The sequence below is a fragment of the Sphingomonas oleivorans genome (assembly GCF_003050615.1).
GTDB lineage: Bacteria > Pseudomonadota > Alphaproteobacteria > Sphingomonadales > Sphingomonadaceae > Sphingomonas_H > Sphingomonas_H oleivorans.
Window position 1 is genome coordinate 1 of the sequence record NZ_NWBU01000012.1, and the last position, 22,048, is coordinate 22,048.

The 22,048-nt window shown below is 62.0% G+C and carries 17 protein-coding genes and 1 pseudogene; 9 read left to right on the forward strand and 9 right to left on the reverse strand.

All coding sequences use genetic code 11. The annotated features are described in order from the left end of the window. Positions 1-432: 432 nt before the first annotated feature. Positions 433-1,599, reverse strand: coding sequence for a polysaccharide biosynthesis/export family protein (locus CLG96_RS14775; RefSeq protein WP_243395805.1), 1,167 nt, complete (start codon positions 1,597-1,599; stop codon positions 433-435). A gap of 509 nt (positions 1,600-2,108) precedes the next feature. Between CLG96_RS14775 and CLG96_RS14780 the strand changes: the two genes are divergently transcribed. Genes CLG96_RS14780 through CLG96_RS14795 form a run of 4 tightly spaced genes read left to right on the forward strand, consistent with a single transcriptional unit; the run spans position 2,109 to position 5,882 of the window. Then, positions 2,109-3,218, forward strand: a complete 1,110-nt coding sequence (locus CLG96_RS14780; RefSeq protein WP_107968975.1) for a KpsE/RkpR family capsule polysaccharide export protein — start codon at positions 2,109-2,111, stop codon at positions 3,216-3,218. A gap of 4 nt (positions 3,219-3,222) precedes the next feature. Then, the gene (locus CLG96_RS14785; protein WP_107968977.1) at positions 3,223-4,032 is read left to right on the forward strand and encodes an ABC transporter permease; all 810 of its coding nucleotides are present in this window, start codon (positions 3,223-3,225) and stop codon (positions 4,030-4,032) included. Further along, a complete protein-coding gene (locus CLG96_RS14790; RefSeq protein WP_107968978.1) occupies positions 4,029-4,691 on the forward strand; it encodes an ABC transporter ATP-binding protein in 663 nt (220 codons plus the stop codon). Before CLG96_RS14785 ends, CLG96_RS14790 begins: the two co-directional genes overlap by 4 nt. Positions 4,692-4,712: 21 nt before the next feature. After that, entirely contained in the window at positions 4,713-5,882 is a 1,170-nt protein-coding gene (locus CLG96_RS14795; protein WP_107968980.1) for a glycosyltransferase family 61 protein, read from the forward strand. Positions 5,883-5,940: 58 nt separating this feature from the next. Here CLG96_RS14795 and CLG96_RS14800 read toward each other — a convergent pair whose 3' ends face one another. The 7 genes from CLG96_RS14800 to CLG96_RS18510 are packed head-to-tail and all read right to left on the reverse strand — an operon-like array spanning position 5,941 to position 16,604. Then, positions 5,941-7,098, reverse strand: coding sequence for an AGE family epimerase/isomerase (locus tag CLG96_RS14800; protein WP_243395806.1), 1,158 nt, complete (start codon positions 7,096-7,098; stop codon positions 5,941-5,943). Then, positions 7,095-8,339, reverse strand: a complete 1,245-nt coding sequence (locus CLG96_RS14805; RefSeq protein ID WP_207796714.1) for an HAD-IIIA family hydrolase — start codon at positions 8,337-8,339, stop codon at positions 7,095-7,097. The genes CLG96_RS14800 and CLG96_RS14805 overlap by 4 nt, the downstream gene beginning before the upstream one ends. A gap of 14 nt (positions 8,340-8,353) precedes the next feature. Next, entirely contained in the window at positions 8,354-9,421 is a 1,068-nt protein-coding gene (locus CLG96_RS14810) for a GHMP family kinase ATP-binding protein (protein ID WP_243395807.1), read from the reverse strand. A gap of 16 nt (positions 9,422-9,437) precedes the next feature. Further along, positions 9,438-13,910 carry a methyltransferase domain-containing protein gene (locus CLG96_RS14815; RefSeq protein ID WP_107968987.1) on the reverse strand — a complete coding sequence of 1,491 codons (4,473 nt, stop codon included), beginning with the start codon at positions 13,908-13,910 and terminating at the stop codon, positions 9,438-9,440. Further along, positions 13,910-14,083 carry a hypothetical protein gene (locus CLG96_RS18825; RefSeq protein WP_165799666.1) on the reverse strand — a complete coding sequence of 58 codons (174 nt, stop codon included), beginning with the start codon at positions 14,081-14,083 and terminating at the stop codon, positions 13,910-13,912. Before CLG96_RS18825 ends, CLG96_RS14815 begins: the two co-directional genes overlap by 1 nt. After that, positions 14,071-14,871, reverse strand: coding sequence for a DUF5672 family protein (locus tag CLG96_RS18505; RefSeq protein ID WP_133175405.1), 801 nt, complete (start codon positions 14,869-14,871; stop codon positions 14,071-14,073). The genes CLG96_RS18825 and CLG96_RS18505 overlap by 13 nt, the downstream gene beginning before the upstream one ends. Continuing rightward, positions 14,853-16,604: a glycosyltransferase family 2 protein gene (locus CLG96_RS18510; RefSeq protein WP_133175406.1), complete on the reverse strand. Its 1,752-nt coding sequence runs from the start codon at positions 16,602-16,604 to the stop codon at positions 14,853-14,855. Before CLG96_RS18510 ends, CLG96_RS18505 begins: the two co-directional genes overlap by 19 nt. 489 nt (positions 16,605-17,093) lie before the next feature. Between CLG96_RS18510 and rfbC the strand changes: the two genes are divergently transcribed. From rfbC to CLG96_RS14860, 5 genes are all read left to right on the forward strand, one after another. Continuing rightward, positions 17,094-17,672 carry a dTDP-4-dehydrorhamnose 3,5-epimerase gene (gene rfbC, locus CLG96_RS14840; protein WP_107968998.1) on the forward strand — a complete coding sequence of 193 codons (579 nt, stop codon included), beginning with the start codon at positions 17,094-17,096 and terminating at the stop codon, positions 17,670-17,672. Positions 17,673-17,684: 12 nt separating this feature from the next. Continuing rightward, positions 17,685-18,755 (forward strand): dTDP-glucose 4,6-dehydratase, encoded by a 1,071-nt coding sequence (gene rfbB / locus CLG96_RS14845; protein ID WP_107969000.1) that lies wholly within the window; start codon positions 17,685-17,687, stop codon positions 18,753-18,755. Then, positions 18,752-19,642 (forward strand): dTDP-4-dehydrorhamnose reductase, encoded by an 891-nt coding sequence (gene rfbD, locus CLG96_RS14850; RefSeq protein WP_107969002.1) that lies wholly within the window; start codon positions 18,752-18,754, stop codon positions 19,640-19,642. Before rfbB ends, rfbD begins: the two co-directional genes overlap by 4 nt. Positions 19,643-19,674: 32 nt before the next feature. Beyond that, positions 19,675-20,544: a glucose-1-phosphate thymidylyltransferase RfbA gene (gene rfbA / locus CLG96_RS14855; protein WP_107969004.1), complete on the forward strand. Its 870-nt coding sequence runs from the start codon at positions 19,675-19,677 to the stop codon at positions 20,542-20,544. Positions 20,545-20,871: 327 nt separating this feature from the next. Further along, positions 20,872-21,519 carry a sulfotransferase family protein gene (locus tag CLG96_RS14860; RefSeq protein WP_133175407.1) on the forward strand — a complete coding sequence of 216 codons (648 nt, stop codon included), beginning with the start codon at positions 20,872-20,874 and terminating at the stop codon, positions 21,517-21,519. Between the two features lie 64 nt (positions 21,520-21,583). Here CLG96_RS14860 and CLG96_RS14865 read toward each other — a convergent pair. Further along, positions 21,584-21,823, reverse strand: a pseudogene (locus tag CLG96_RS14865) (tyrosine-type recombinase/integrase); the annotation flags it as partial. Positions 21,824-22,048 lie beyond the last annotated feature (225 nt).

Sequence of the window (22,048 nt, forward strand, 5' to 3'; positions counted from 1 at the left end):
TCAAGACGCTGCTCCGCAAGGCAGGCGAACGCTCCTTCGATGCCGTCTGCGACCGCATCGGCGAACTCCTCCACCGCTTCCGCCCGATGAATGCGCCAACTATCTCCGCAACAGCGGCTATGCAGCCACCTAAGTGAAAAACGCTCTAGCTCGATAGCTATCTCAAAGATACCAACAAAAAAGGATACCAAGATGGTACCATTTTGTGTGGCGTGTCGGTCTCTCGCACCGATGTGGCGGGGGCGAGCCTGAATGTTCTCGCGGTGTAGCATCGGTCCCTGCGGGTAAAGCGGCCCTGGTCGGCATGTTGTTGTCGCCAGGATCCGGGCCATCGAACGTCGCACAGCATTAGCGAGTAACCGGTACGGTATGCCCAAGGGGACGGAGACGAAGTCGAAGCGGTAGGCCGACCTCGTCTCCAACTAGCCGATTTTACTGCGTGAGGTTCGTGATGCCGATGATCGAGAACGCCATCGAGGAGACGATGTTCACGAACTTCTGCAAGTCCGTGGCTGGGGCGTTGGTAACGTAAACGGCGTCCTTGTTCTGGATCGGAAAGCTCTGGGCGATGAAGAAGCTTGCGGGGTCGCTCAGGTCGATGTGGTAGATGACCGGGACTTTGCCATCGGGGGTGGTCCTCGCTCTGGCCGCAGTGGCCGGATCCAATGCGGAGGGGGCTTCCAGTCGGAAAATGAACACGCCGCGAGGATTGGCGCGATCATCGCGCAGCCCGCCCATTCGGCCGAGCGCTTGTGAAAGCGTGATGCCGGTCCCTTCGAAGTTGATCTCCGAGCTCGAGCCCGTGGCTCCAAGGGCGATGAAACTGTAGGGTTGGAAATAGGCCGTCACCACATCCTCGGCTTCGAGGCGGATGTTTTGCGCCGGGTCGCGGATGATCTGCTCGAGCGGAAGCGCGACGGTTTTGCCGGCTCGCGATATCTGGATGGTCGTCTTCCCGACAGGTTGCTTGACACCACCTGCGCTCGCCAGCACGTCGAGCAGCCGCTCGCCGTGTGGGGTCAGCGGAACGCGGCCGCTGGTGGCGACGTCTCCGACCACGGTCACGTTGGCGGTGGTGTTGCGAACGATTCGGACAATCGCTTGCGGGTCGTGGGCCTTCCCGGCAAGCCGTGCTATGATATCCTTCTCGACCTGCCTCGGATCGCGCCCTGCCACCGGTATCGAGCCGACGAACGGAATAACGATGCGGCCTGCGTTGTCGACGAGTTGTTCCGGAATGGACGTGCCGCGTGCAGTGGCTGCTGTCGTCGCTGCGGCCGCCGTGGTTGCTGCAAGCCTGGAATCGCCGCCGGACGTTCCGAACAGGACTGCAGGCGGCGCTTCCCACAGGGAAATGTCGAGGATGTCACCCCGGCCTATCACCGTGCCGACGGGCTCTCCTTCGCCGAGGACATCAGAAAACAATGAAGCGCGGTTGCTCGCGATCACCCTGCGCGCCACTTGGTCGGTTACGTTGACGATCTCGATCTGGGCATCGGCAAGCGGACGCCCGGCCGAGTCCTTGACCTGTGAAGTGGTCGGGCCGCTCGCCCCGAGCGTCGAACATGCGGAAATGCCAAATGCCAGCAAGGTCAACAAGGAGGCGTGTCCGATCGTCCTTGCCGAGGTAAGCGCGGTGCCTTCCCGAGGGCATCCCGTGAGGGAACTCAAAGTCATGATGGGTACTTCACTCCAAACCTGCCGTGTTGGCCTTCGACTTAGATAGCTTGCCGCAGCTGCTCAATGGGTTTGGCGATGTGCCCGCAGAAAGCTCATGGCGTGTTCGAAACCAGATGCACGTCTCGGCTCCGTCGATGAACACATGCTTATGCAACGCGCGCAAATCCATTGCTGGCGCGTCGGCCGATAAATTGTGCTGGGGACAAAGTGGGCAGTGGGCACGATACGAACAGCATTCTCGAACGGGATTGCGTCGACGCAGTGAGTTCGACGCATGCCAGAGGCGTTCTAACTTGCTCAAGCTCCTTCCGTACCGGCGGATGGCCCGATCTTCCAACTGGCCATTGCAAATTGGCCCGACATCGCTCATTCCCCCGGCTCGATTTTTCCCGGGGATGCCGGGCCTCGGAAGGAACTGATAGTCAGCCATGGTCGCGCCGATCCTGCAAAAGCTCACTAAAATCAATCGACTGTTAGTTGTAGCCGTGATTGTGCCGACGGTGCTGTCGATTATCTACTTTGGCTTCCTCGCATCTGACGTCTATATCTCGGAATCCCGTTTCGTGGTCCGCAGTCCGGACAAGCCGGCGGCTTCCGGTCTGGGCGTCCTGCTTAAGACCGCAGGATTTTCCAGTTCGGGTGATGAAGTCTACGCAGCCCGGGGTTTCGTCGAATCCCGTGATGCGCTCCGGGAACTCAATCGCAACAGGGCTTTCGAGGCGGCTTACTCCTCAAGCTCGATTTCCCAGTTTGATCGCTTTGCTCCTTTTTCCTTTTATGGATCATTTGAGGATCTCTACAAGTACTTCAAGCGGAAGGTTGTAATCGAAACAGAGACGTCCACTTCGATCAGCACGCTGACCGTGCGTGCTTATACGGCAAGAGACGCTCAGCGTTTCAACGAGCGCCTGCTTGAGATGGCCGAGGCGACGGTAAACAAGATGAATGAGCGCGGGCGTCAGGACCTCATTCGCTATGCTGACTTCGAAGTGGAGGATGCGAAACGCAAGGCGTCCGCCGCATCGCTGGCATTGGCAGCTTATCGCAACGAATCCGGCGTCGTCGATCCCGAGCGGCAGGCGGAGGTCCAGTTGCAGATGATCTCGAAGCTGCAGGACGAACTGGTCGCGACGAAGATGCAGCTAGTCCAGCTGAAGAGTTACACGCCGCAGAACCCGCAGATCGAGGTGATCGAGACCAAGGTTGGCTCGCTGCAGGCCGAAATCGATGGTCAGCTCGGCCGCGTCGCAGGTGATCGCAAGTCGCTGGCTGCGGCGGCCGTGAAGTACCAGCGCCTGCAGTTGGAAAGCGTCTTTGCAGACAAGCAGTTGGCCAGCGCTCTGGCCTCACTCGAGCAGGCGCGCAACGAGGCGCGCCGCAAGCAAGCTTATGTTGAGCGCATCGTGCAACCGAACCTGCCCGACGCCCCGCTGGAGCCGCGTCGCATGCGCGGGGTCCTCGCCGTCTTCCTCGCCAGCCTCATCACCTACGGCATCTTGAGGATGCTCCTGGCGAGCCTGTTCGAGCACCGCGACTGATATCATGGCCGACGAACTTCCGCCCTCGCTGCCGCGCTCATTCAGGCGATCATTGGCGATCCAGACCCGCGTGATCTGGGCGCTGATCCTTCGAGAGTTGCTGACGCGATATGGCCGCCACAACCTCGGCTTGTTCTGGCTGTACGTTGAACCCATGATGTTCACTATTGGCGTGACCATCCTGTGGTATGCGATCGGGGCCAACCATGGCTCAAACCTGCCGATCATGGCATTCGCGCTGACCGGCTATTCGACTATTCTGCTGTGGCGAAACATGCCGAACCGTGTCGTCATGGCGGTCTCGTCCAACCTCGCCCTGATGTATCACCGCAATGTCAGGGTGATCGATCTCTTCGCCTCGCGCCTGCTGCTGGAATTCATCAGCATTTCCTCCTCGTTCTTCTTCTTGACGATCCTGTTCTGGTTCACCGGATACATGGACCCGCCGGAGGACCTTCTCGAGCTTTGCGGCGCGTGGCTGATGACGGCATGGTTCGGTGCGAGCCTGGCCTTGTTCCTGGGAGCCGTCGGCGAGAAGTCCGAACTTGTTGAAAAACTGTGGCACCCGCTCGCCTACATCCTCTTTCCACTCTCAGGCGCTGCGTTCATTGCCGACGCCATTCCCCCTGGGACACGCGAGAAAATGTTGCTGATCCCGATGGTGCATTGCACGGAAATGGTGCGAGAAGCCTTCTTCGGCAGCAAGATCGTGGCGCACTATAGCGTGGGCTACCTGCTGTCGTGGAACTTGTCGTTGACCATTATCGGCCTTGCCATCGAGCGACAACTTAGCCGGGAAATCATCCCAGAATGATTTTGCTCGATCATGTCGACAAGGTTTATCAGACGGGACATGGACCGACCCAAGTCCTGACAGACGTGAACCTTCAGGTCATGCGTGGCGAGCGCCTGGCGATTATCGGGGGCAACGGGGCAGGCAAGTCCACCCTCATCCGCATTATCAGCGGTATCGAGCAGCCCACCCGCGGTGTCGTGGACTGTCGCATGCGCATCTCTTGGCCGCTGGCTTTCTCCGGGGCGTTCCAGGGTACGCTCACTGGCGTCGACAATGTCCGCTTCATTTGCCGCATCTATGGCCAGGACTGGCGCGAAGCGCTCGAGTTCGTCGAGGATTTCTCCCAGCTCGGCAAGTACCTGAAAGAGCCGATCAAGACCTACTCCTCAGGTATGCGTGCGCGGCTCGCCTTCGCAATTTCTATGATGATCGAGTTCGACTGCTATCTGCTTGATGAAGTGTTCGCGGTGGGTGACGCGCGGTTCCAGGCCCGGTGTCAGGAAGAGCTGTTCGGAAAGCGCGGCGATCGCGCATTCATCATCGTCTCGCACGATGCCCGCTTCCTGTTCGACCATTGCGAACGCGGCTCGGTCTTGCGATCCGGAGTCCTGACGCATTATCCCAGCCTCGTGGAGGCGCAGGAATCCCACGACGAATACATGCGATCAGGCACCTGACGATCGCGCGAGGCCTAAGAGATGTTGAAAACCTACAAAATCGTGAACCTGGACTGCAAGATGTCGGGCGACATCCCCCAGGTGTACCAGAACGATCCTGATATCGCGCGGGCCCTTGCCCGGGTCATGTATCGGCCGCTGTTGCGGAACTGGCGCCAGAAAAGGTCGGATGCGCTTTTCATTCTCGACGACGAGTACAACCGCGGTCTCGCGGACGGCTATTGGGACATGGCTGGCCAGGCGCACGCGATCGCGCCGTGCGGAGAGCTCGTCTTCGAGCGAATCTGGTGTCTGGGACGCGACGGATTGCGTGTCGACGTCGAGAATGGCGTCCTGTTCCTAGGGCACGCGGTGAACTGGGGGAGGGACTACTTCAACTGGTGGATCGAGACCTCGGGAGTCGGCTTTATCGAATGGGCCTCCGACGAGGCCCTGATAGCAGACTTCGGCGAGCCGGAACGTCACGACGACAATGTCGTCATGATGAAGTATCCCGGCTACGGCATTTTTGGTCACTGGCTGCTGGATTACGTCCCGCAATTGGCGATCACTCGGCACATGGCGATGAACACGGAGGCGAAGTTCGTGTTCGACCACCTTGCCGATTGGATGAAGGTGCTGCTGGACGCCGCGGGCATAGAGCATGTGGAGTGCTACCAGCACAAGCTGACCGAGCACCGCAATCTCCGGATGCCGACGGGAATGAAGTGCGGATACGCGCTCGCCCAGCCCATCAATTCGCTGGCGTGGAACGCGTTGCGGGCTCACTTCAACCACGCCAATTGCACGCACCCTCCGGCGGGGCAGGACAAGCTCTTCATCAGCCGTCGAAACTGGGGCGGGCAGCGGGGACTCTCGGACTACACGGCCCTGGAAAACGCGCTGCAGTCGCTTGGTTTCAGCGTCTATTATCCCGAGCAGCACAGTCTTCAGGAACAGGCCCACGTGTTTTCCACCGCCCGCTTCATCGTCGGCGAGGACGGCAGCGCGCTCCATTCTGCGATTTTCACCGACCCGGGCGCTGTGCTGGGTGTGCTGATGCAGGAAGATCGCTACAACCTGTGGCATGCCGGCATCTGCGATACCATGGGCCATCGGATCGCCTACCACCGGCTGCCTGCCGGGCCTGACGGTGTGGAATTGGACATCGGCGCCATCGAAGGCTTCGCAAGGCGCCTTCTGCAAGCCTGAACGGGCGCCGATCCGGCGTAGGCCGGGTGCTCAGGCAGCCAGCTTCACGCAGGCGGATTCAGGCGCCCTCGGCTAGCTCCAAATAGGCGCAGCTAATGTGATACAGTGAGCTGCCGGGGGCAAGCTCTTCCAGCCAGCTTCCGTCGAGGCACAGCTTGTCGCGCCACAAGCCGGGTGTGGTAACGTCATAGTACTTCTCTAGCCCGGCGACGGCGGCGACCGCCTCCGCCGCCTCTTCCGGGGCGCCGGTGCGGCGCAAGCGGGCGGCCGCGGCTTTTATGCGCTCGGTCTGCGGCCACAGCCGCGCCTTTGCATCGTGGACCGTGCCGTCCGTCAGCACTTCGTTGATGGCGACGCCGCGTTCCGGGTCGATGCCGGTCCCGCGCGCGAATGCGACCAAGCGGTCGGAAATTCCCGTGCCCGGTTCCCAGCCCCTACGCGCCAGTCGCTCGAACAGCCACGCCCATTCGAAACAATGGCCTGGCTCGGCAATCGTGCCTTCGGTCCCTGGCGCGGGCGTGAAATCCTCGTTGAAATATTCGAGCAGCGCTCCGGTTACGGGATCGATCATCCGCTCCGAAGCCAAGGCCGCGATGGATCGCGATAGATTGCCGAAGCGGGCGCGAGTGCTGCCGTCGAAAAGGGCCTGCGCGGCCTCGAACAGGTGCATGTGGGGGTTCTGCCGCCTCACTCGCGGATCGACGATCTCGCCTTCGGTGAAGCCGCCTGCAGGATGGCTCCACTGCCGCTCGATGGTGTCCAGCAGGTCTTCCGCCGCATCGAAGTAGCCCTCCCTGTCGAGCGCTGCGCCGGCGGTGCCGAGCGCGAAGAGGACGAAAGCCTGGTCGTACAGATCCGCGCGCGGATCGAGCTGGTTCGCGCCGGCGTCCAGCTTGTGCACGAAGAACCCGTCCGGCCTGCGAGCGCGGGCGAGCAGAGTCTCCACCGTCTCTCCCGCCAGTTCGCGCCAGGGCCCATGCCAACCGAGCCTGCCTATCGCACAGAACGAAAAGACATGCCGCGCCTGAACGAAGGTGCGGAAGTAGGAATCGTCCGGCTCTCCGGCCAGTGTCATCCGCTCGGCGAAGAGGCCGGAAGCGGTACGGCCGCGCGTGGACCACAGCGGGGCGGCGACGTTGCACAGCCAGTCAGTCGTGCGAGCGACGGCGTCCTCCATCGCTAGGACCGAGGGATGCGGGAAAACTTCAGTGGTCATGACGCGAGATTGCCTTCTATCCGGCGATTGGCCAGCGTGGTTAGGTGAGGGGCCGCAAAATCGTGAAGATTTCCGCCCGTGAAATGCAGCGAGGCGACCCCTGCGGCTTCGGCTGCTGCTAGGTCGGTAGGCTGGTCGCCGATGAGAATGCTGAGGGAGAGGTCGACAGGCCAGCACTCCATCAGGTCGAGGAGCATGCCGGGCTGCGGCTTGCGCCAAGGATGGACGGTCCGGTAGGCGTCCAGCTTCGCTTCGGGATGGTAGGGGCAGTAGCGCCAGTCGTCGATCGCGGCGCCCGATGCGCGCAGCGATGCCGCCATCCGGCCGTGCAGGGCGGCCACGGCGTCCTCGTCATAGAAGCCGCGGGCCACGCCGGCCTGATTGGTGACGACGAACACGTAGAAGCCAAGGTCGTTGGCCAGGCGAACGGCCTGCGCCGCGCCGTCGATCCAGCGTAGTCGGTCGATAGAACCGACATAGCCGTCGTCGTGATTGAGCACCCCGTCCCGGTCGAGGAATAGGGCGGGGCGGCGTTGCTGCGCGGGGATGTCGGCCTGCGCGGCGGCGTAGGTTTCAGGGATGCCGATGTCGAGGAAGAAGCCCCGATAGGCGCGGGCGCGCAGTTCTCCGCGCGCGACGAGTGCCGGGAGCAGGTCTTCCTCGATCGAGAACCTGTCCGAAAACCCGTCGATGTCGGAGCGGCGCAGCAGGTACACGCCACCATTGATCAGGGCGGGCGTGCCGCCTGCCCCGCGCGGGACGATGGCCTCGACACGGTTGTCGCCGGCAAGGAGAAGGCTTTCGTAGCGGTCGGCCAACGGAACCTCGCGTGCCGCCACGGCCGATCCGTCGTCGGCGACGTCGATAAGGTCGAGCCAGTTGAAGTCGAACCAGGTATCGCCGTTCAACAGGAGGAAGCGATCCGCCAGCTGCTCCTGGGCGAAAGTCAGCGCGCCGCCGGTGCCGAGCGGTTCGGGTTCGACCGATACGGTGACGCGGCATCCCTCCGGCAGCCTGGAGTTCAGTCCCTGCACGTAGTCGGTGACAACTTCGGACCGAAAGCCGGCCAGCAGCAGGATGTCGCGAAACCCGCGCCTGACCGCCTCGCCGACCAGGACGTCGATGAACGGCTTTCCAGCCACCGGCAGCAGCGGTTTCGGTGTCTCGCGCGTGAGTTCGCCCAAGCGCGTGCCGAGCCCGCCCAGCAGGATCACGCATTGAGCAACGGCGCTGGGCGTCACGGGGCCGGCCATGGTTACCGAACCGCCCAGGCTTCTGCCCCCTCAAAGGTCAGCTTAACGGCGCTGGCGTCGCCGCCTTCCTCGTTGAGCTTGCGGATCAGCCCGAATCGCCGTTCCGGGTCGGTCAGCAGCATGATGAATCCGCCGCCGCCCGCGCCCGAGACCTTACCCGCCCAGGCGCCGTTTCCCATCGCCACTTCGAGCAGCCTCTCGACGGTCGAGTTGGAGACCGAGGATGCCGTCCGCTTCTTCGACAGCCATGAGCTGCGCAGCACTTCGGCCATGCCCCGGATGTCGCCGGAGAGGATGTCGACTTTCATCTTGTGCGCATCCTGCTTGATCTCGTGCATGGCCGCGAGCGTCGCGTCATTCAGTTCCTTTAGGCCGCCGACCTGCTGCTTGATGATCTCGGCGGATTCACGCGATTGCCCGCTGAAGCAGATGACCAGCGAGGATTCGAATTCGTTGAGATAGTCGCGCCGCAGCCGCAGCGGATTGACGATGACGCCAGCGTTGCCCTGCAGGAACTCGATGAAGTTGAAGCCGCCGAAGGCGGCGGCGTACTGGTCTTGCATGCCACCCATCAGGCCCAGCTCGCGTCTCTCGATGTGATAGGCGAGCCTGGCGACCTCGTAAGGCCCGAGCGGCAACTGCATAGCGAGCGTGAAGGCCTCGATCAGCGCCACCGTCAGTGCCGACGAGGCGCCGAGCCCCGAACCGGCGGGAACGTCGATGGTGGTCGTGATCGTCATCGGCACGGCGCAGCCGCCGTTGTACTCGCGCATCATGTACCGGTACACCGCACGGTGCAGGCAAAGCCCCTCACGGATGTCGAAGTCGAGCGAGCAGGGCAGGGCTTCCTCGGTCCCCAGGTCGTCCGCCTTGAAGAGGATATTCCCTTCATCACGCCTGGTGAGATGGGCATAGGCATAGCGGTCGATCGTGGCGTTGAGCACGACGCCGCCGTGCTCGTCGCTGTAGATCGCCAGGTCGGTTCCTCCACCTCCCAGTCCCAACCGCAGAGGGGCGCGCGACCTGACGTTATCGTTGAAGAAGATCATCGAGAATTTTTCCGAATTCATGAAAGAAATCTTAAATTTAATCCAAGACCGAATGGAACATTCTTTTCATGGCGTTCTGGGAGTAATGGTTGCGGACGAAATCGATCGCCTTGGTCGTGCGCTGCTCCGCCGCCTCCACGTGAGACGCCCGCTCGATGTTCCGTGAGAAATCGGCCGGGGCGTTGCCGACGAACAGGAACTCGCCTTCAGGATCGATACCCTGCGCGCCGACATCCGTGGTCACGACCGGGACGCCCCGGGCCATCGCCTCGACGACCTTGCCCTTCACCCCGGCGCCATAGCGCAGCGGCGCGATCACGATGTCCGCTTCCCGGTAGAGCGCGTCCAGGGTCTCGTCGCTGACGAAGCCCACGACGTCGATGTCGGGCTGCGCCAGGGCCATGACCGTCTCGTTCGGGTTGGAGCCGACCACCTTCAGCTCGAAGGCGATCGCGTCCGCTCTGAGCAAAGGCGCCACGTTGTCGCAGAACCACACGATGCCGTCGACGTTCGGCTGATGCTTGAACCCGCCGACGAACAGCAGCTTGAGCGGCCCGGACGGAGCACCCCTGTTCCGGATGCGGATCTCGGCTGTCTCCAGGTGGGCTTCCGCGAACCGGTATGCCGGAATGGCCTCGGTGCGGACGCTCGGTGAAACTAGGCCCGCAATCGTGCGCGCTTCCTCCTCGCTCGGATAGAGGACGACATGCGATCCATTACAAATCGAAAGTTCCAGCGCCTTCATTTCCTGGATCTGGGAGGCGTTCGCATCCTTGCCTTCCAGCTTCGCCTGGGCAGCCATGCGGCTGAAGTGGATGTCGTGGCCGTAATAGACGATTTTCGCCAACGTCAGAGCCGTGACTGCGGACAGATAGTCCTTGGCGATATGGGGGCGACTGAGCAGAACGGCGTCGTAGAGGTCCTTCCGCTGGCGCAGGAACTCCTCGAACCCGTTGCGGAACTTCGAGCCGAAGATCACTTCAACACCAAGCTGCTGGAGCCGCGGGGTGTAGTCCGGGTCGCGCCACAGGTTGTCGGGCCAGAACGTGATCGACCAGTCGTCGTCCAGCAGGGTCTGGATGAAATCGAAGATCGTGCGCGAACCGGCGTCGCGGTCGAACTGCGGCACGTAATGGTCGACGATCAGCAGGTGCCGCTTGTCGAACGAACGATCCCGGGCGCGCAGCACGTTCTGGGCGTTGGGATAATGATCGCGCTGGAGCACGTGCTGCCAGCGTTCGAGCAGGCGCTGCTGGTTGGCCGTCTGATAGGCCTTGACGCCCGATGATAGGTCGCGGCCGTGGCTGCGACCTTCGTGATGCACCACTTCGGACTCGGGGCTGTAGAGCGTGCGATAGCCCGCGTCGCGCAGGCGGAAGGCGATGTCGGAATCCTCGCAGTACGCGGGCGTATAGACGGGATCGAAGCCGCCCAGCTCCCGCCAGATGCCTGCCGGGATCGCGATGGCCGCGCCGGAGCAGTAGTCCACGTCCTTGACGTAGTTGAACTCCGGCGCGCGGGCATCCTGGCCGCGCCCGAAATTCCAGGCGGACCCATCCTCCCAGAAAATGCCGCCCGCCTCCTGCAGCGAGCCGTCCCAGTTGATCAGCTTCGACCCGACGAGCCCCACGTTCTCGAAGGTGTCGAACGGCATGAGCAGGGCGTCGAGCCAGCGGGGCATGACCAGCGTATCGTTGTTCAGCAGCACGATGTGCCGCCCCGTCGCCTGCTTAGCGGCCTCGTTGCAATTGCCGAGGAAGCCGTAGTTACGCGGCTGACGGACGTAGCGGACGATTCCCCCGATCGCGGTGACGACCTGCGGCGTCGTGTCCGTCGATCCATCGTCGGCGACGATGACCTCGAAGCTGCGCTCGGATTCCATCTCCAGCAGCGAAACGACGCACAGCAGTGTATCGACGATGTTGTTGTAGACAGGAATGATGATCGAGGCGTCCGGCGCGCTGCCTTCGGGCAGGACTTTCGCGGCGGAGCGATGCTTGGCCCGTTCGATCAGGCCTGCATGGACATCCGAGGTGGCGAACTCGTCCTGCCGGTCGGCGAACGTGTCCATCACCGAGTAGAGATACCAGTAGAGGTCGATGGCTTGCTCGCCGTAGCCGTCGATCACGAAATCGCGCAGGGTCTGCGGCGGCCAGTAATCGTTGAGCGGCCTGGGCGGCCAAGCGGCCTCATGCGTTGTGGCGCCGGCGGCGGATGCGGAATCCCCTTCGGTGGGAACAATCGCCGCAGGTTCCGCGGAAAGCAGGTATTCGATCAGCGGGCGTCCGGTCGCCGAGGGCGGCAGGAAGCGGCGCCATTCCGGGTCCATCGCGCGGAACTGCGCCTCGCGCCCTTCGGCTTGGCCGTAGGCGACGAAGTGCGTCAGCGGTTCGATGCCCGCTTCGTCGACGTCCGGGTAACGGTCGAGGTAGGCGCGCGGGTCGAATACCGGATTGGGCCAGCGGCCTTCGCGCCACCCGAACTGCAGGTAGTGGTCGAGGGGGTTGATCCGCCCTGAGGCCAGCACGTCAGGGTTCTGCTCGAGATACCAGTCGTTGGCGAAAAGGACGTGCGGGTTCCTGCCTTCGCGCCAACCGTGGCGGACATAGTGCTCCAGCGGCGACATGCCGCTGACGGCGACGTCGTGGTTGTTGGCGACATATTGCGCCGAGGCGAAAAGCGGATGCGGCTCCAGCGTTCGGCAGCGCGGGTCGGCGATGAAGCGCCCCAGCGTGACGCGCTGCAGATCGGGCGCCTGCCGAGCGATCCACGAAGCGTCGAAGATCGCGGTGTGGAAGGGCGCGCCGGGTAGGCCGAGGACGCGCTTCCACGCCTTCGACCGGCCTACGGGCGGGTCTTGCCGACCCGCAAGCCGCCCCTGGATGGCCTGCGGGGCCCGGTGCAGCGCCGCGCGGACCCGGCGATGCGTCACGTCGAACCGCTCGCGACTGCGCGCATGCCTAGGATCGGTTTCCACCTGCCCGCCGAAAGCCTGGATCGCGGAGGCCTGAGCGGGATGCCCCGGTAGCGCGCCGCTTGCCCGGGCCTGCCGTTCGCGCGCATTTCGCGCCTTCTCCTGCGTCAGTTCGTCACGGGACGCGGCGAGCTGCGCCTGAGCCTGCTCCAGCGCATTACGGGACGCGGCGAGTTGTACCTTCTCCTGCGTCAGTTCGTTACGGGACGCTGCGAGCTGCGCCTGAGCCTGTTCCAGCTCGGCGGCGGCGCGATCCGCTACCTCCTTCGACCGGGCCAGTTCGTTGCGGGCGCGCTCCTGCTCATGCGCAGCGGCCTGGAGTTCGAACTCCGCATGCATCTTCTCCAGTTTCAGCGTGTCGGCGAGGCTGCGCAGTTCCGCCTCGCTGCGTTCGACGTTGGCCAGTCTTTCCTTCAGCGGCTCCAGCTCGGTGCTCCGCGCGCGCAGTTCCGCCAGCTGCTCGCCCAGATGGAACATGCTTTCCACCATGGCGGCGGAATCCGAGGGCGCTTCGCCCCCGACGATCCGCCCCAGCAGGCGGGAGACCAGCGCGAACTCGCGCTGCAGCCCTTCGCGCTGCAGGGTGATCGCATCGCTCACGGAATCGCTTGCGCGCTTCAGGTCGTGCAGCCGTTCCTCGAGGGCGGACTTTTCCTCCCGCGCGCGGGCCATGGCCTCGTTCCCGGCTTTGATATCCTGCCGGGAGCGCGCCAAGTTCGCTCGCAGTTCCTCGTCTTCCTCGTGGAGCTGTGAGGCCCAGGCCATGATCTTCTCGTGCTCGAGCCAGAGATCGTCCTCGCGCGAGTAGAACATGGTGGAACGCGGCGCGGCCAGCTCGAACGGCTTTTGCGAACAGACGGCAAGCACGTACTCGGCATCGTCCAGCCACAGTTCGCCGCTGTCGACAGTCGGCATCGCATCATTGCTGACGGCCATGCGATAGATGTTGGCCGCAGCCATGTTGCCCGTGTTCGAGGGCCCGTCCAGTTCATACCCGACCGACACCAGCGCCATGCGTGTGCCCGTCAGGTGCACTTCACGGAAGTGCCTCGTCAACAGCCGCCGGAACTCCCCGACTTCCATCTCCGAGACGTGGAAGACATTGGGCGCCTTGTAGCGATTATAGATCGGCTTGTTGGGAGTCGAAACAAGGAAGAGGCCGCCGTCCGTGAGCACCCGCTTCGCTTCCTTGATCAGCCCGTCGTGATTCTCGACGTGCTCGATCATTTCGTTGGCGACGACGACATCAAACGTATCGTCAGCAAACGGCAGATCGTAGCAATCTGCGATCGCAAAAATGACGTCGGCACCGTAGCGTTTTTTCGCCATGCGTATGGCTTCAGGGCTGATGTCGACGCCGGTTACCTCCGCTCCGGCCTGCGCCAACAGGGCCGAGCCGTAGCCGGTGCCGCATGCGAGATCGAGGACCCGCTTTCCGGCCACGCTTTCGCGACAGATCGCGTAACGATGCAGATGTTCATAAGCAATTCGCCCGCGGAACTGCGAAAGATCGAACCGCTCCAATTCCGTATCCATCACACTTTCTTCCGAAAATCGTAAACAATCGTGCGGCTTGAGAGCTCAGCTTCGCACTTGCGGTAATGGCTTGGCTTTGCCAGGTCCAGTTGCTTCACCACATATGTCCCCAGCGCCATATCAGGGAAGGCAGAGATCATCGACCCGGGCCAGCGCACGTTCAGCGACACCATGAGAGCCTTTGCCTCAGACCTTGTCTAAGAGTGTGGAAGTGGCCGCGCCGCAGGGCTTCGCGAATGATCTCGCCACTTTCCCGCCGGCCAAGAAGGTGGGGTTCAAGCGCCGCAAGGATGGCGGAGAATTCGGCTTGCGGCATGTCCCGGATCATATTGAACACGCCGTGGAAGCCAAATTCGTCGCCTTGCTTTTCCGTGCGTTCATAGGCGAATTGGCGGGCAAGGTGTTCAGGTGCGAACCGCAGGCCGTGCTTCTTCTCCAGCTCATGCCGATAGGAGCGACATACCAAGACATCCTCAGCTTCGTTTTTATGCAGTTGCAAGCCGCGGCATGCCTCAAGCAAGCGCTTTGATCTGAGGGAGAAACCGCCATTACCCACCGTTTGCCGGTCTTCAAAATGAGGCCAGGGAGCGCCGACGTAGTCGTAGTTCAGGAATTCGTCCCGCCAGCGTGATCCATCAAGTACGTAGCCGTCCCATTGCACGATGAGCGCGAAGCGCGTTTCGATGTGCTCTGCCAAATGATCGAGAATGAAGCGGGAATATTCGTCGCGAGAACGGATCGGCGCGATCTGCTTCCATGCCATCGCATCCTCGGGCACTTCTGGTGGGGGGCGATCGGACAACAAGAGGACGGATCCGAAACGAGCCTGTTCCTGGCTTTTCCTGAGTGCGCGCACCGTGGCAGCAATAGCGACGCTGGTTACAGCAACCAGCGTGACCTCGTCGAGCGAAAGGGCTGGCGACTTTGGCTTGGGGCCCGAATTTAGAAAGCGAGCAGGCATGGTTCGGCTGATCTCGAGAAAAGCGGGCTGTAATGGGGATCGGAATGCTCCGCGCTACCCCATCTTTTACGAAAGCGCGCAAGTTCGCCATTGAAGCGCTCGATGTTCGCGGGCGCATGATCTTTTCCCCGCGAAACGGATTCGTGATGGATCAATCGGGCCTCTGCCACGAACACGTTGCGCAAACCGCTCTGCTGCAACTTCAGGCAGAAATCGACATCGTTGAAGGCGACGGGGAAGGCGGCCGCGTCGAGTCCTCCAACGGAAAAATAGGCTTCACGGCGCACCACAAGGCAAGCTGCGGTCACGGCGGAAACGCTTCGGGTAACGCCATGCCAGGCGAAATGGTCGGGGTCGGTCGGCATGGCGCCGCGCGCCAAGTGACCGGCAGCTCCGCCTATACCGATCGCCACTCCTGCGTGTTGCACCGAGCCGTCAGGATAGAGAAGCATGGACCCCACCGCGCCTACGTCCGGTCGAACCGCATGCCGGACCATTGCCGCAAGCCAGTCGCCATCGAGTGCTTCGACATCGTTATTCAGGAGGCAGAATACGTCGCCGGCCGCTTGTGCCGCAGCGCGATTGTTCAATGCCGAGAAATTGAAAGGGCCGTCATCCCGAATGACCTGGACCGTGTCGTCCGCTTGCAGCTCTTCGAGCAGGCGCAAGGCCGCAGGCTGCGTCGTGCCGTTATCGACCACAATAATTTCGCACGCCCCAGGATACCGAAGTCGCGAAAGGCCCGCAAGGCAGGCCGACAGCAGTTCGACCTTGTCGCGGGTCGGAATGATTATCGACACTGACGGCCAGATTTTCGGTTCGGGCGGCGCGACGCGATAAAAGGGCTGTTGGCTACCACACTGAAGCAATGTGGCCTGCTCGCGCCATCGCCGCGTCACCAATGTGGCCCAGTGATCCGGTTCGAGCCGGTCATCCGGCGCGGCGCAGTGCGTCAGGATCAAAGGTATGTGGGAAGGCGATGGCGCGTCATCTTTGGCAACCAGCTCCATGACTAGCGCAGATAGGGCGTCGGAACCAAATGCCTGCTTACCCAATCGCCTGGCAGCCTCGATTGCGGATTTGCCGGACAATGCGCAGGCCCTGCTCAAGCTGTCACGCGCGAGATAGAGCAAAGGATCCCACTCGCCTTTTATCCAAGGATTGCGCCGTATTCCATCGCGAATATCGTCGATATCCCAGTAGACGATCTCGCAAGCCGCATCCCGCCGAAGAGCATGAGCCAGCGCCCGACCGCACCATGGTGAAAGAAGATCGCCCGCCTTTATCGGCAACAGCCACGAGACGGCACTTTCCGGAATGGCAGGACCCCCGAGAACAGCGTCGAGCGCCTCGTCCAGGGCGATCTGCGAACCAGTGGCGAAGGTTTTGCATTCCGGAAACGCGGAGCCTTGGGTCCAGATATCCACGTCTGGTCCGAATGCCGTCTTGAGACTGGCGATGGTGCGTACCGCAGCATCGTAGTCACTTGCGCAGTCGAGCACCAAACAAATCGGCTGAGCCAAGCCGTCTGTCGCGGGATTTTCTCGAAACAGGGCCTTGGCCCAAGCGGGTTCAGCAATGGTGGTCCAGCGTTGGTAGTAACGCGGGTTACGCGATGCGATCAGGCAGAGTTTGTTCCAGGCGCGTACGCGCTTTCCGCGTGACAAGTCAAGGATGGCGCTGAACGATTGGCTGGCCGACACCCCGAGGGCAAGTCGCAGAACCGTACGCAAGCTCTTGCCGTTGCGCCAGGGTACAGGACGGCGAACTGGGAATGGGAAAGTCACGACTGCCGACTTTTTCAGTAACCCATAATCCTGATGAAGAGTTTGTTGCGCTCAAGAAAAATGCGCTTTACATCGGTCTCCTGAACGGAGGTGGCGTCACTCCTGAACCGCACCATTTTCGACTCGCGCAGATTTCCAAAAACAGGCATGATTATCGCCACGTTCGGGTAAGCTTCACTGGCAATCAGTTCCGCTAGACACGTAATAAGATGCGGCCTCGAATACCAAATTCGCGCGTTCCCGCAACCCCCCAGGCAAAGGAGTGGTGCCATTTGGGTAATGACGGGTTCATGCAAAACGGCCTCCTCAGTGATCGCGTCCCTCATGGCTTCTCGGCCTGCGTCTGACCCGACCGCTTTCAGCCGTCGGACTTGCCGAAAGATTAACGCAACTTTCACTTTGTGATGTGCGTAAGGCGCGGCTAACCCGGGACCCATGAATCAAAGCTCCTCTCCCGTTCAACTCATCGTTCCGCGTCGGCATGGCGATGCCCGCGGTTGGTTCACCGAAGTTTATTCCGAGCCTGTCTTCGCGGCACGGGGCATCGAATGCCGCTTCGTCCAGGATAATCACTCGCTTTCCGCGCCCCAGTTCACGCTGCGGGGCCTCCACTTCCAGACGCCGCCGCGCGGGCAGGACAAGCTTGTGCGCTGCATCCGCGGCCGCATATTCGATGTGGCGGTGGACGTGCGCAAGGGCTCGCCCACTTATGGACATTGGGTAGGCGCGGAGCTTTCTGCGGAAAACGGGCGCCAACTTTTCATCCCTATCGGGTTTGCGCATGGTTTCGTGACGCTCGAGCTTAATTGTGAGGTCACCTACAAGTGCTCGGACACCTATGCCCCCGATCATGACGGCGGGATCCGCTGGGACGATCCGGCGATCGGTATCGACTGGCCCGTTCCCGCCGGCGTGACGCCCGAGCTTTCGGCAAAGGATGCCGTGCAGCCCCTGCTTGCCGACTTCGACAGTCCCTTCCCCTATGATGGCCGCCCGCTGGGGCCCCTCGACTAAGGATTCATTCGAATGCGTGTCATCGTCACTGGCGGCGCCGGTTTCATCGGTTCGGCCCTCGTGCGCCATCTGGTGCTGGAGAAAGGCTACGAGATCCTGACCATCGATGCCCTGACCTATGCGGGCAACGAGGCTTCGCTCAAGGCCGTCGAAGGCAAGGCGAACCACCACTTCCTCAGGGCCAACATCCGCGACGGCGCGGCCATGCGGGCCGCCGTCGCCGAATTCCGTCCCGACAGAATCATGCACTTGGCCGCCGAGAGCCATGTCGACCGTTCGATCACCGGCGCGGCCGACTTCATCCAGACGAACGTCGTGGGCACTTTCACCCTGCTCGAGACTGCGCGCGAATACTGGAACGGGCTGGAAGGCGCGGCGAAGGCGGCGTTTCGCTTCCTCCACGTCTCGACCGACGAGGTCTACGGTTCGCTGGGGGAGGAAGGGTTGTTCGAAGAAACCACCTCTTACGACCCCAGCTCGCCCTATTCGGCATCAAAGGCGGCGTCCGACCATCTCGCCAAGGCTTGGCAGCGCACCTACGGCCTGCCGGTGGTGGTGTCGAACTGCTCGAACAACTACGGACCCTATCACTTCCCCGAGAAGCTGATCCCACTGACCATACTCAACGCGCTCGCCGGACGCGAGCTGCCGGTTTACGGCAAGGGCGAGAACGTGCGCGACTGGCTCTATGTTGACGACCACGCGCGCGCGCTCGACCTCATCATCGAGCGGGGCCGTCCGGGCGAGACCTACAACGTAGGCGGCCGCAACGAGCACCGCAACATCGAAGTCGTGCGCCGGATCTGCGCGGTTCTCGACGAACTCGTGCCCGCCAACCGCCCGCGCGAGGAACTGATCGCGTTCGTCACTGACCGTCCGGGCCATGATGCGCGCTATGCCATCGACGCCACCAAGCTTGAGACCGAGCTGGGCTGGCGCGCGCGGGAAACCTTCGACACCGGGATCGAGAAGACTGTGCGCTGGTACCTCGACAACGAATGGTGGTGGCGCCCCTTGCGCGACCGTTACGACGGCGAGAGGCTGGGGCTGACCCAAGCCGCCAAGGCCGAGGCTTCCGCGTGAGGATTGCCGTCACTGGCAAGTCCGGGCAGGTCGTCACCAGTCTGATCGCGCGCGGGGCGACCCATGGCTATGAGGTGATCGCGCTGGGTCGGCCCGAGCTTGACCTTGCCGATCCCGCCTCGGTCGTCCGCGCAATGGAGGCCGCCGTGCCCGACGCGGTGGTCTCGGCCGCCGCTTATACGGCGGTGGACAAGGCCGAGAGCGAGAGCGATCTGGCCCATGCCGTCAACGGCGCGGGCGCGGGCGCGGTGGCCGAAGCCGCCCGCGCGCTCGGCGTGCCGCTGGTCCATGTCTCGACCGACTACGTCTTCGACGGTACGCTGCATCGTCCCTATGTCGAGACGGATCCCACCGGGCCGACTGGCGCCTATGGCGCGTCAAAGCTAGCGGGCGAGCGGGCCGTGCTGGCCACTCATGGTGATAGCAGCGCGGTCCTGCGTGTGGCGTGGGTCTACAGCCCCTTCGGCGGCAACTTCGTCAAGACGATGCTGCGCCTCGCCGGGGACCGGGACGAGATCTCGGTGGTCGCCGATCAGCTCGGCAATCCCACCAGCGCGCTCGACATCGCCGATGGCATCCTCAAGGTCGCGGGCAATCTCGTGGCCGATTCCGATCCGGCGCTGCGTGGCGTGTTCCACATGACCGCGCGTGGCGAGGCAAGCTGGGCCGATTTCGCGCAAGCCATCTTCTCGACCTCGGCTGCGCGCGGCGGGCCCCATGCCGCAGTGAAGCGGATTGCGACCGACGACTATCCCACTCCGGCCCAGCGGCCCGCCAATTCGCGGCTCGACTGCGGCCTGATCGCAAAGACCCATGGCGTAGCGCTGCCGGAGTGGCACACGTCTCTTGAAACCGTCGTCGGCCGTCTGCTGGCCAACGCGAACTGAGCTGCGCCTCCAAGCAAGGAAAGACAGGAAAAATGAAGGGTATCATCCTGGCCGGTGGTAGCGGCACGCGGCTCTATCCGATGACGCTGGCGACCTCAAAGCAACTGATGTCGGTCTATGACAAGCCGATGATCTACTATCCGCTCAGCACACTGATGCTGGCGGGAATCCGCGAGGTTCTGATCATCTCCACCCCGCGCGACCTGCCCGCCTTCCAGGCGCTGCTGGGCGACGGTTCGCAGTGGGGCATGTCCTTCGAATATGCCGAGCAGCCCAGCCCCGACGGGCTCGCGCAGGCCTATGTCATCGGCGCCGACTTCGTCGCCGGCGGTCCTTCCGCGCTCGTGCTGGGCGACAACATCTTTTACGGCCATGGCCTTCCCGAACTGCTGGGCGGCGCCACCGCGCGCAAGACCGGGGCGAGTGTATTCGCCTATCATGTGAACGACCCCGAGCGTTACGGCGTGGTCAGCTTCGACAAGGAGATGAAGGCCCTCTCGATCGAGGAGAAGCCCGAGAACCCGCAGTCCAGCTGGGCGGTGACTGGGCTTTATTTCTACGACGAGCAGGTGGTGGACATTGCCGCCAACCTGAAACCCAGCCCACGTGGCGAGCTGGAAATCACCGACGTCAACCGCGTTTATCTCGAACGCGGCCAGCTTTCGGTCGAGATCATGGGCCGGGGCTATGCCTGGCTCGACACCGGCACGCCTGACAGCCTGCTCGACGCAGCCGAATTTGTGCGCGTGCTTGAAAAGCGCCAGGGCTTCAAGATCGCCAGCCCTGAGGAAATCGCCTTCCGCCAGGGCTTCATCGGCATGGCGGAAATGGAACAGGCCATCGCTCGGCTCGGCAAGTCGGAATACGGGCGATATCTGCGCGGCGTTCTGGCGGAAGGGTAAGGGGCGCAGGGTCGGCGGATGGCAATGCCGCCGGCCTAACCATCTGGGAAGTAGGCTTGGATGAGCCGCCCTGTTCGGCCTTCATATGACTTTGGTCTGGCGTCGGGCTTTTTAGGGTTCCTGGCGATAGAACCGGTTCGGATAATCGGCGTGAAGGCGTTCGGTCGAAGCTTCCTGTACAATTGCATACGCCACGCCTTGGAGTCGTGATGTGAACTAATGTCCTAGTCGATGTTAGGAAAAGCTTCTGGCCCATAGGCGACTCAACGGTTTGAATACAACCAAAGCTCCAGATCAGTGGATTAGGAGCACCAATAGGCATCGGGGGTGTCTTTGAAACTTATTTCCGTTCATACCCCGAAGGCAGCGGGTTCATCACTCGGGGCGGCATTATTGAAGGCATTTGGAGATCGCTACCAGGCCGACAATCAAGACGACCCCGCCAACCCAACTTCTGAACGCAACATAGACCCTGGGCGGTATTTTTCTCGGATGAGGCGGCTTCCCGAAGAAGTTTCCTGTTTGCATGGTCACTTTCATCCGGGCCAGTTCGCTCTTGATGACAGTTTGCTTTTCACCCTGCTTCGGCACCCGGTGGATAACATCATTTCCATCTTCTTTTTTTGGAAGAAGCTGCCTTCTCAGGAGCAACCGCTGCATGACTATTTTTTGCAGAACAGACTCGACATCATCAAAATGGCTCAGCTGCCATTGTTTAGCTATCTTTACTCGCAAACATATTTTGGCGGGTTCGATATGGGACGATTCGATCTCATCGGCCGCCACGAGGAACGTGATTACGCGTTTAATCGATTGAGCCGGCTTATCGGCGTTGATCTGGATATTTCAATCCGTGAAAATGTGACGACACCTGACGAAGCGCGACAGGCTTTGCTGGAAGATGGCTTTCTCATCCAGGAGTTGCGTAATATCCTGGCCGACGACATCCAGTTTTATGAGAAGTTCACCGGGTAGGGCGAAAGTTCATCGGCCCTACCCCGAGGCCTCTGCGGATCGAGTTCACATTTGCGAGCGCATTTTACAACCTCATCCGCTCCACTTCGGCCAGGGTGATCTCGTCGCGGCGGCGGTCATAGAGTTGGGTGGTGCGGGTGGAGGTGTGGCCCGCCATGGCGGCCGCGTTCTCCAGCGTGCCCCCATTATTCAGGTAGGTGGTGATCCCGGTCGCGCGGAAGCTGTGGTTGCCGATCCTCGTCTCGATCCCGGCGGCCTTGGCGCGACGGCGGACCATAGCGAAGGCGTCGGGCTGGGAGAGGGGCTCTCGCTCAGCCGCCGGGTCACTTACGGGTTGCTTTCCTCAAACCGAAAATGCGTACCATTATGGTACTAGATCGTCTTTCATCTGACTTGAATCGCGGGGGATTCCTGAGCGGGTGATTTTGTGATTCACGATGCTGGCTGGGCAGGAGGCCAGCAGGTGATGCCGAAAGCCTGTTCGAATGATCTTCGTGAACGTGTGGTCCGGGCCGTCGAGGCGGGAGCA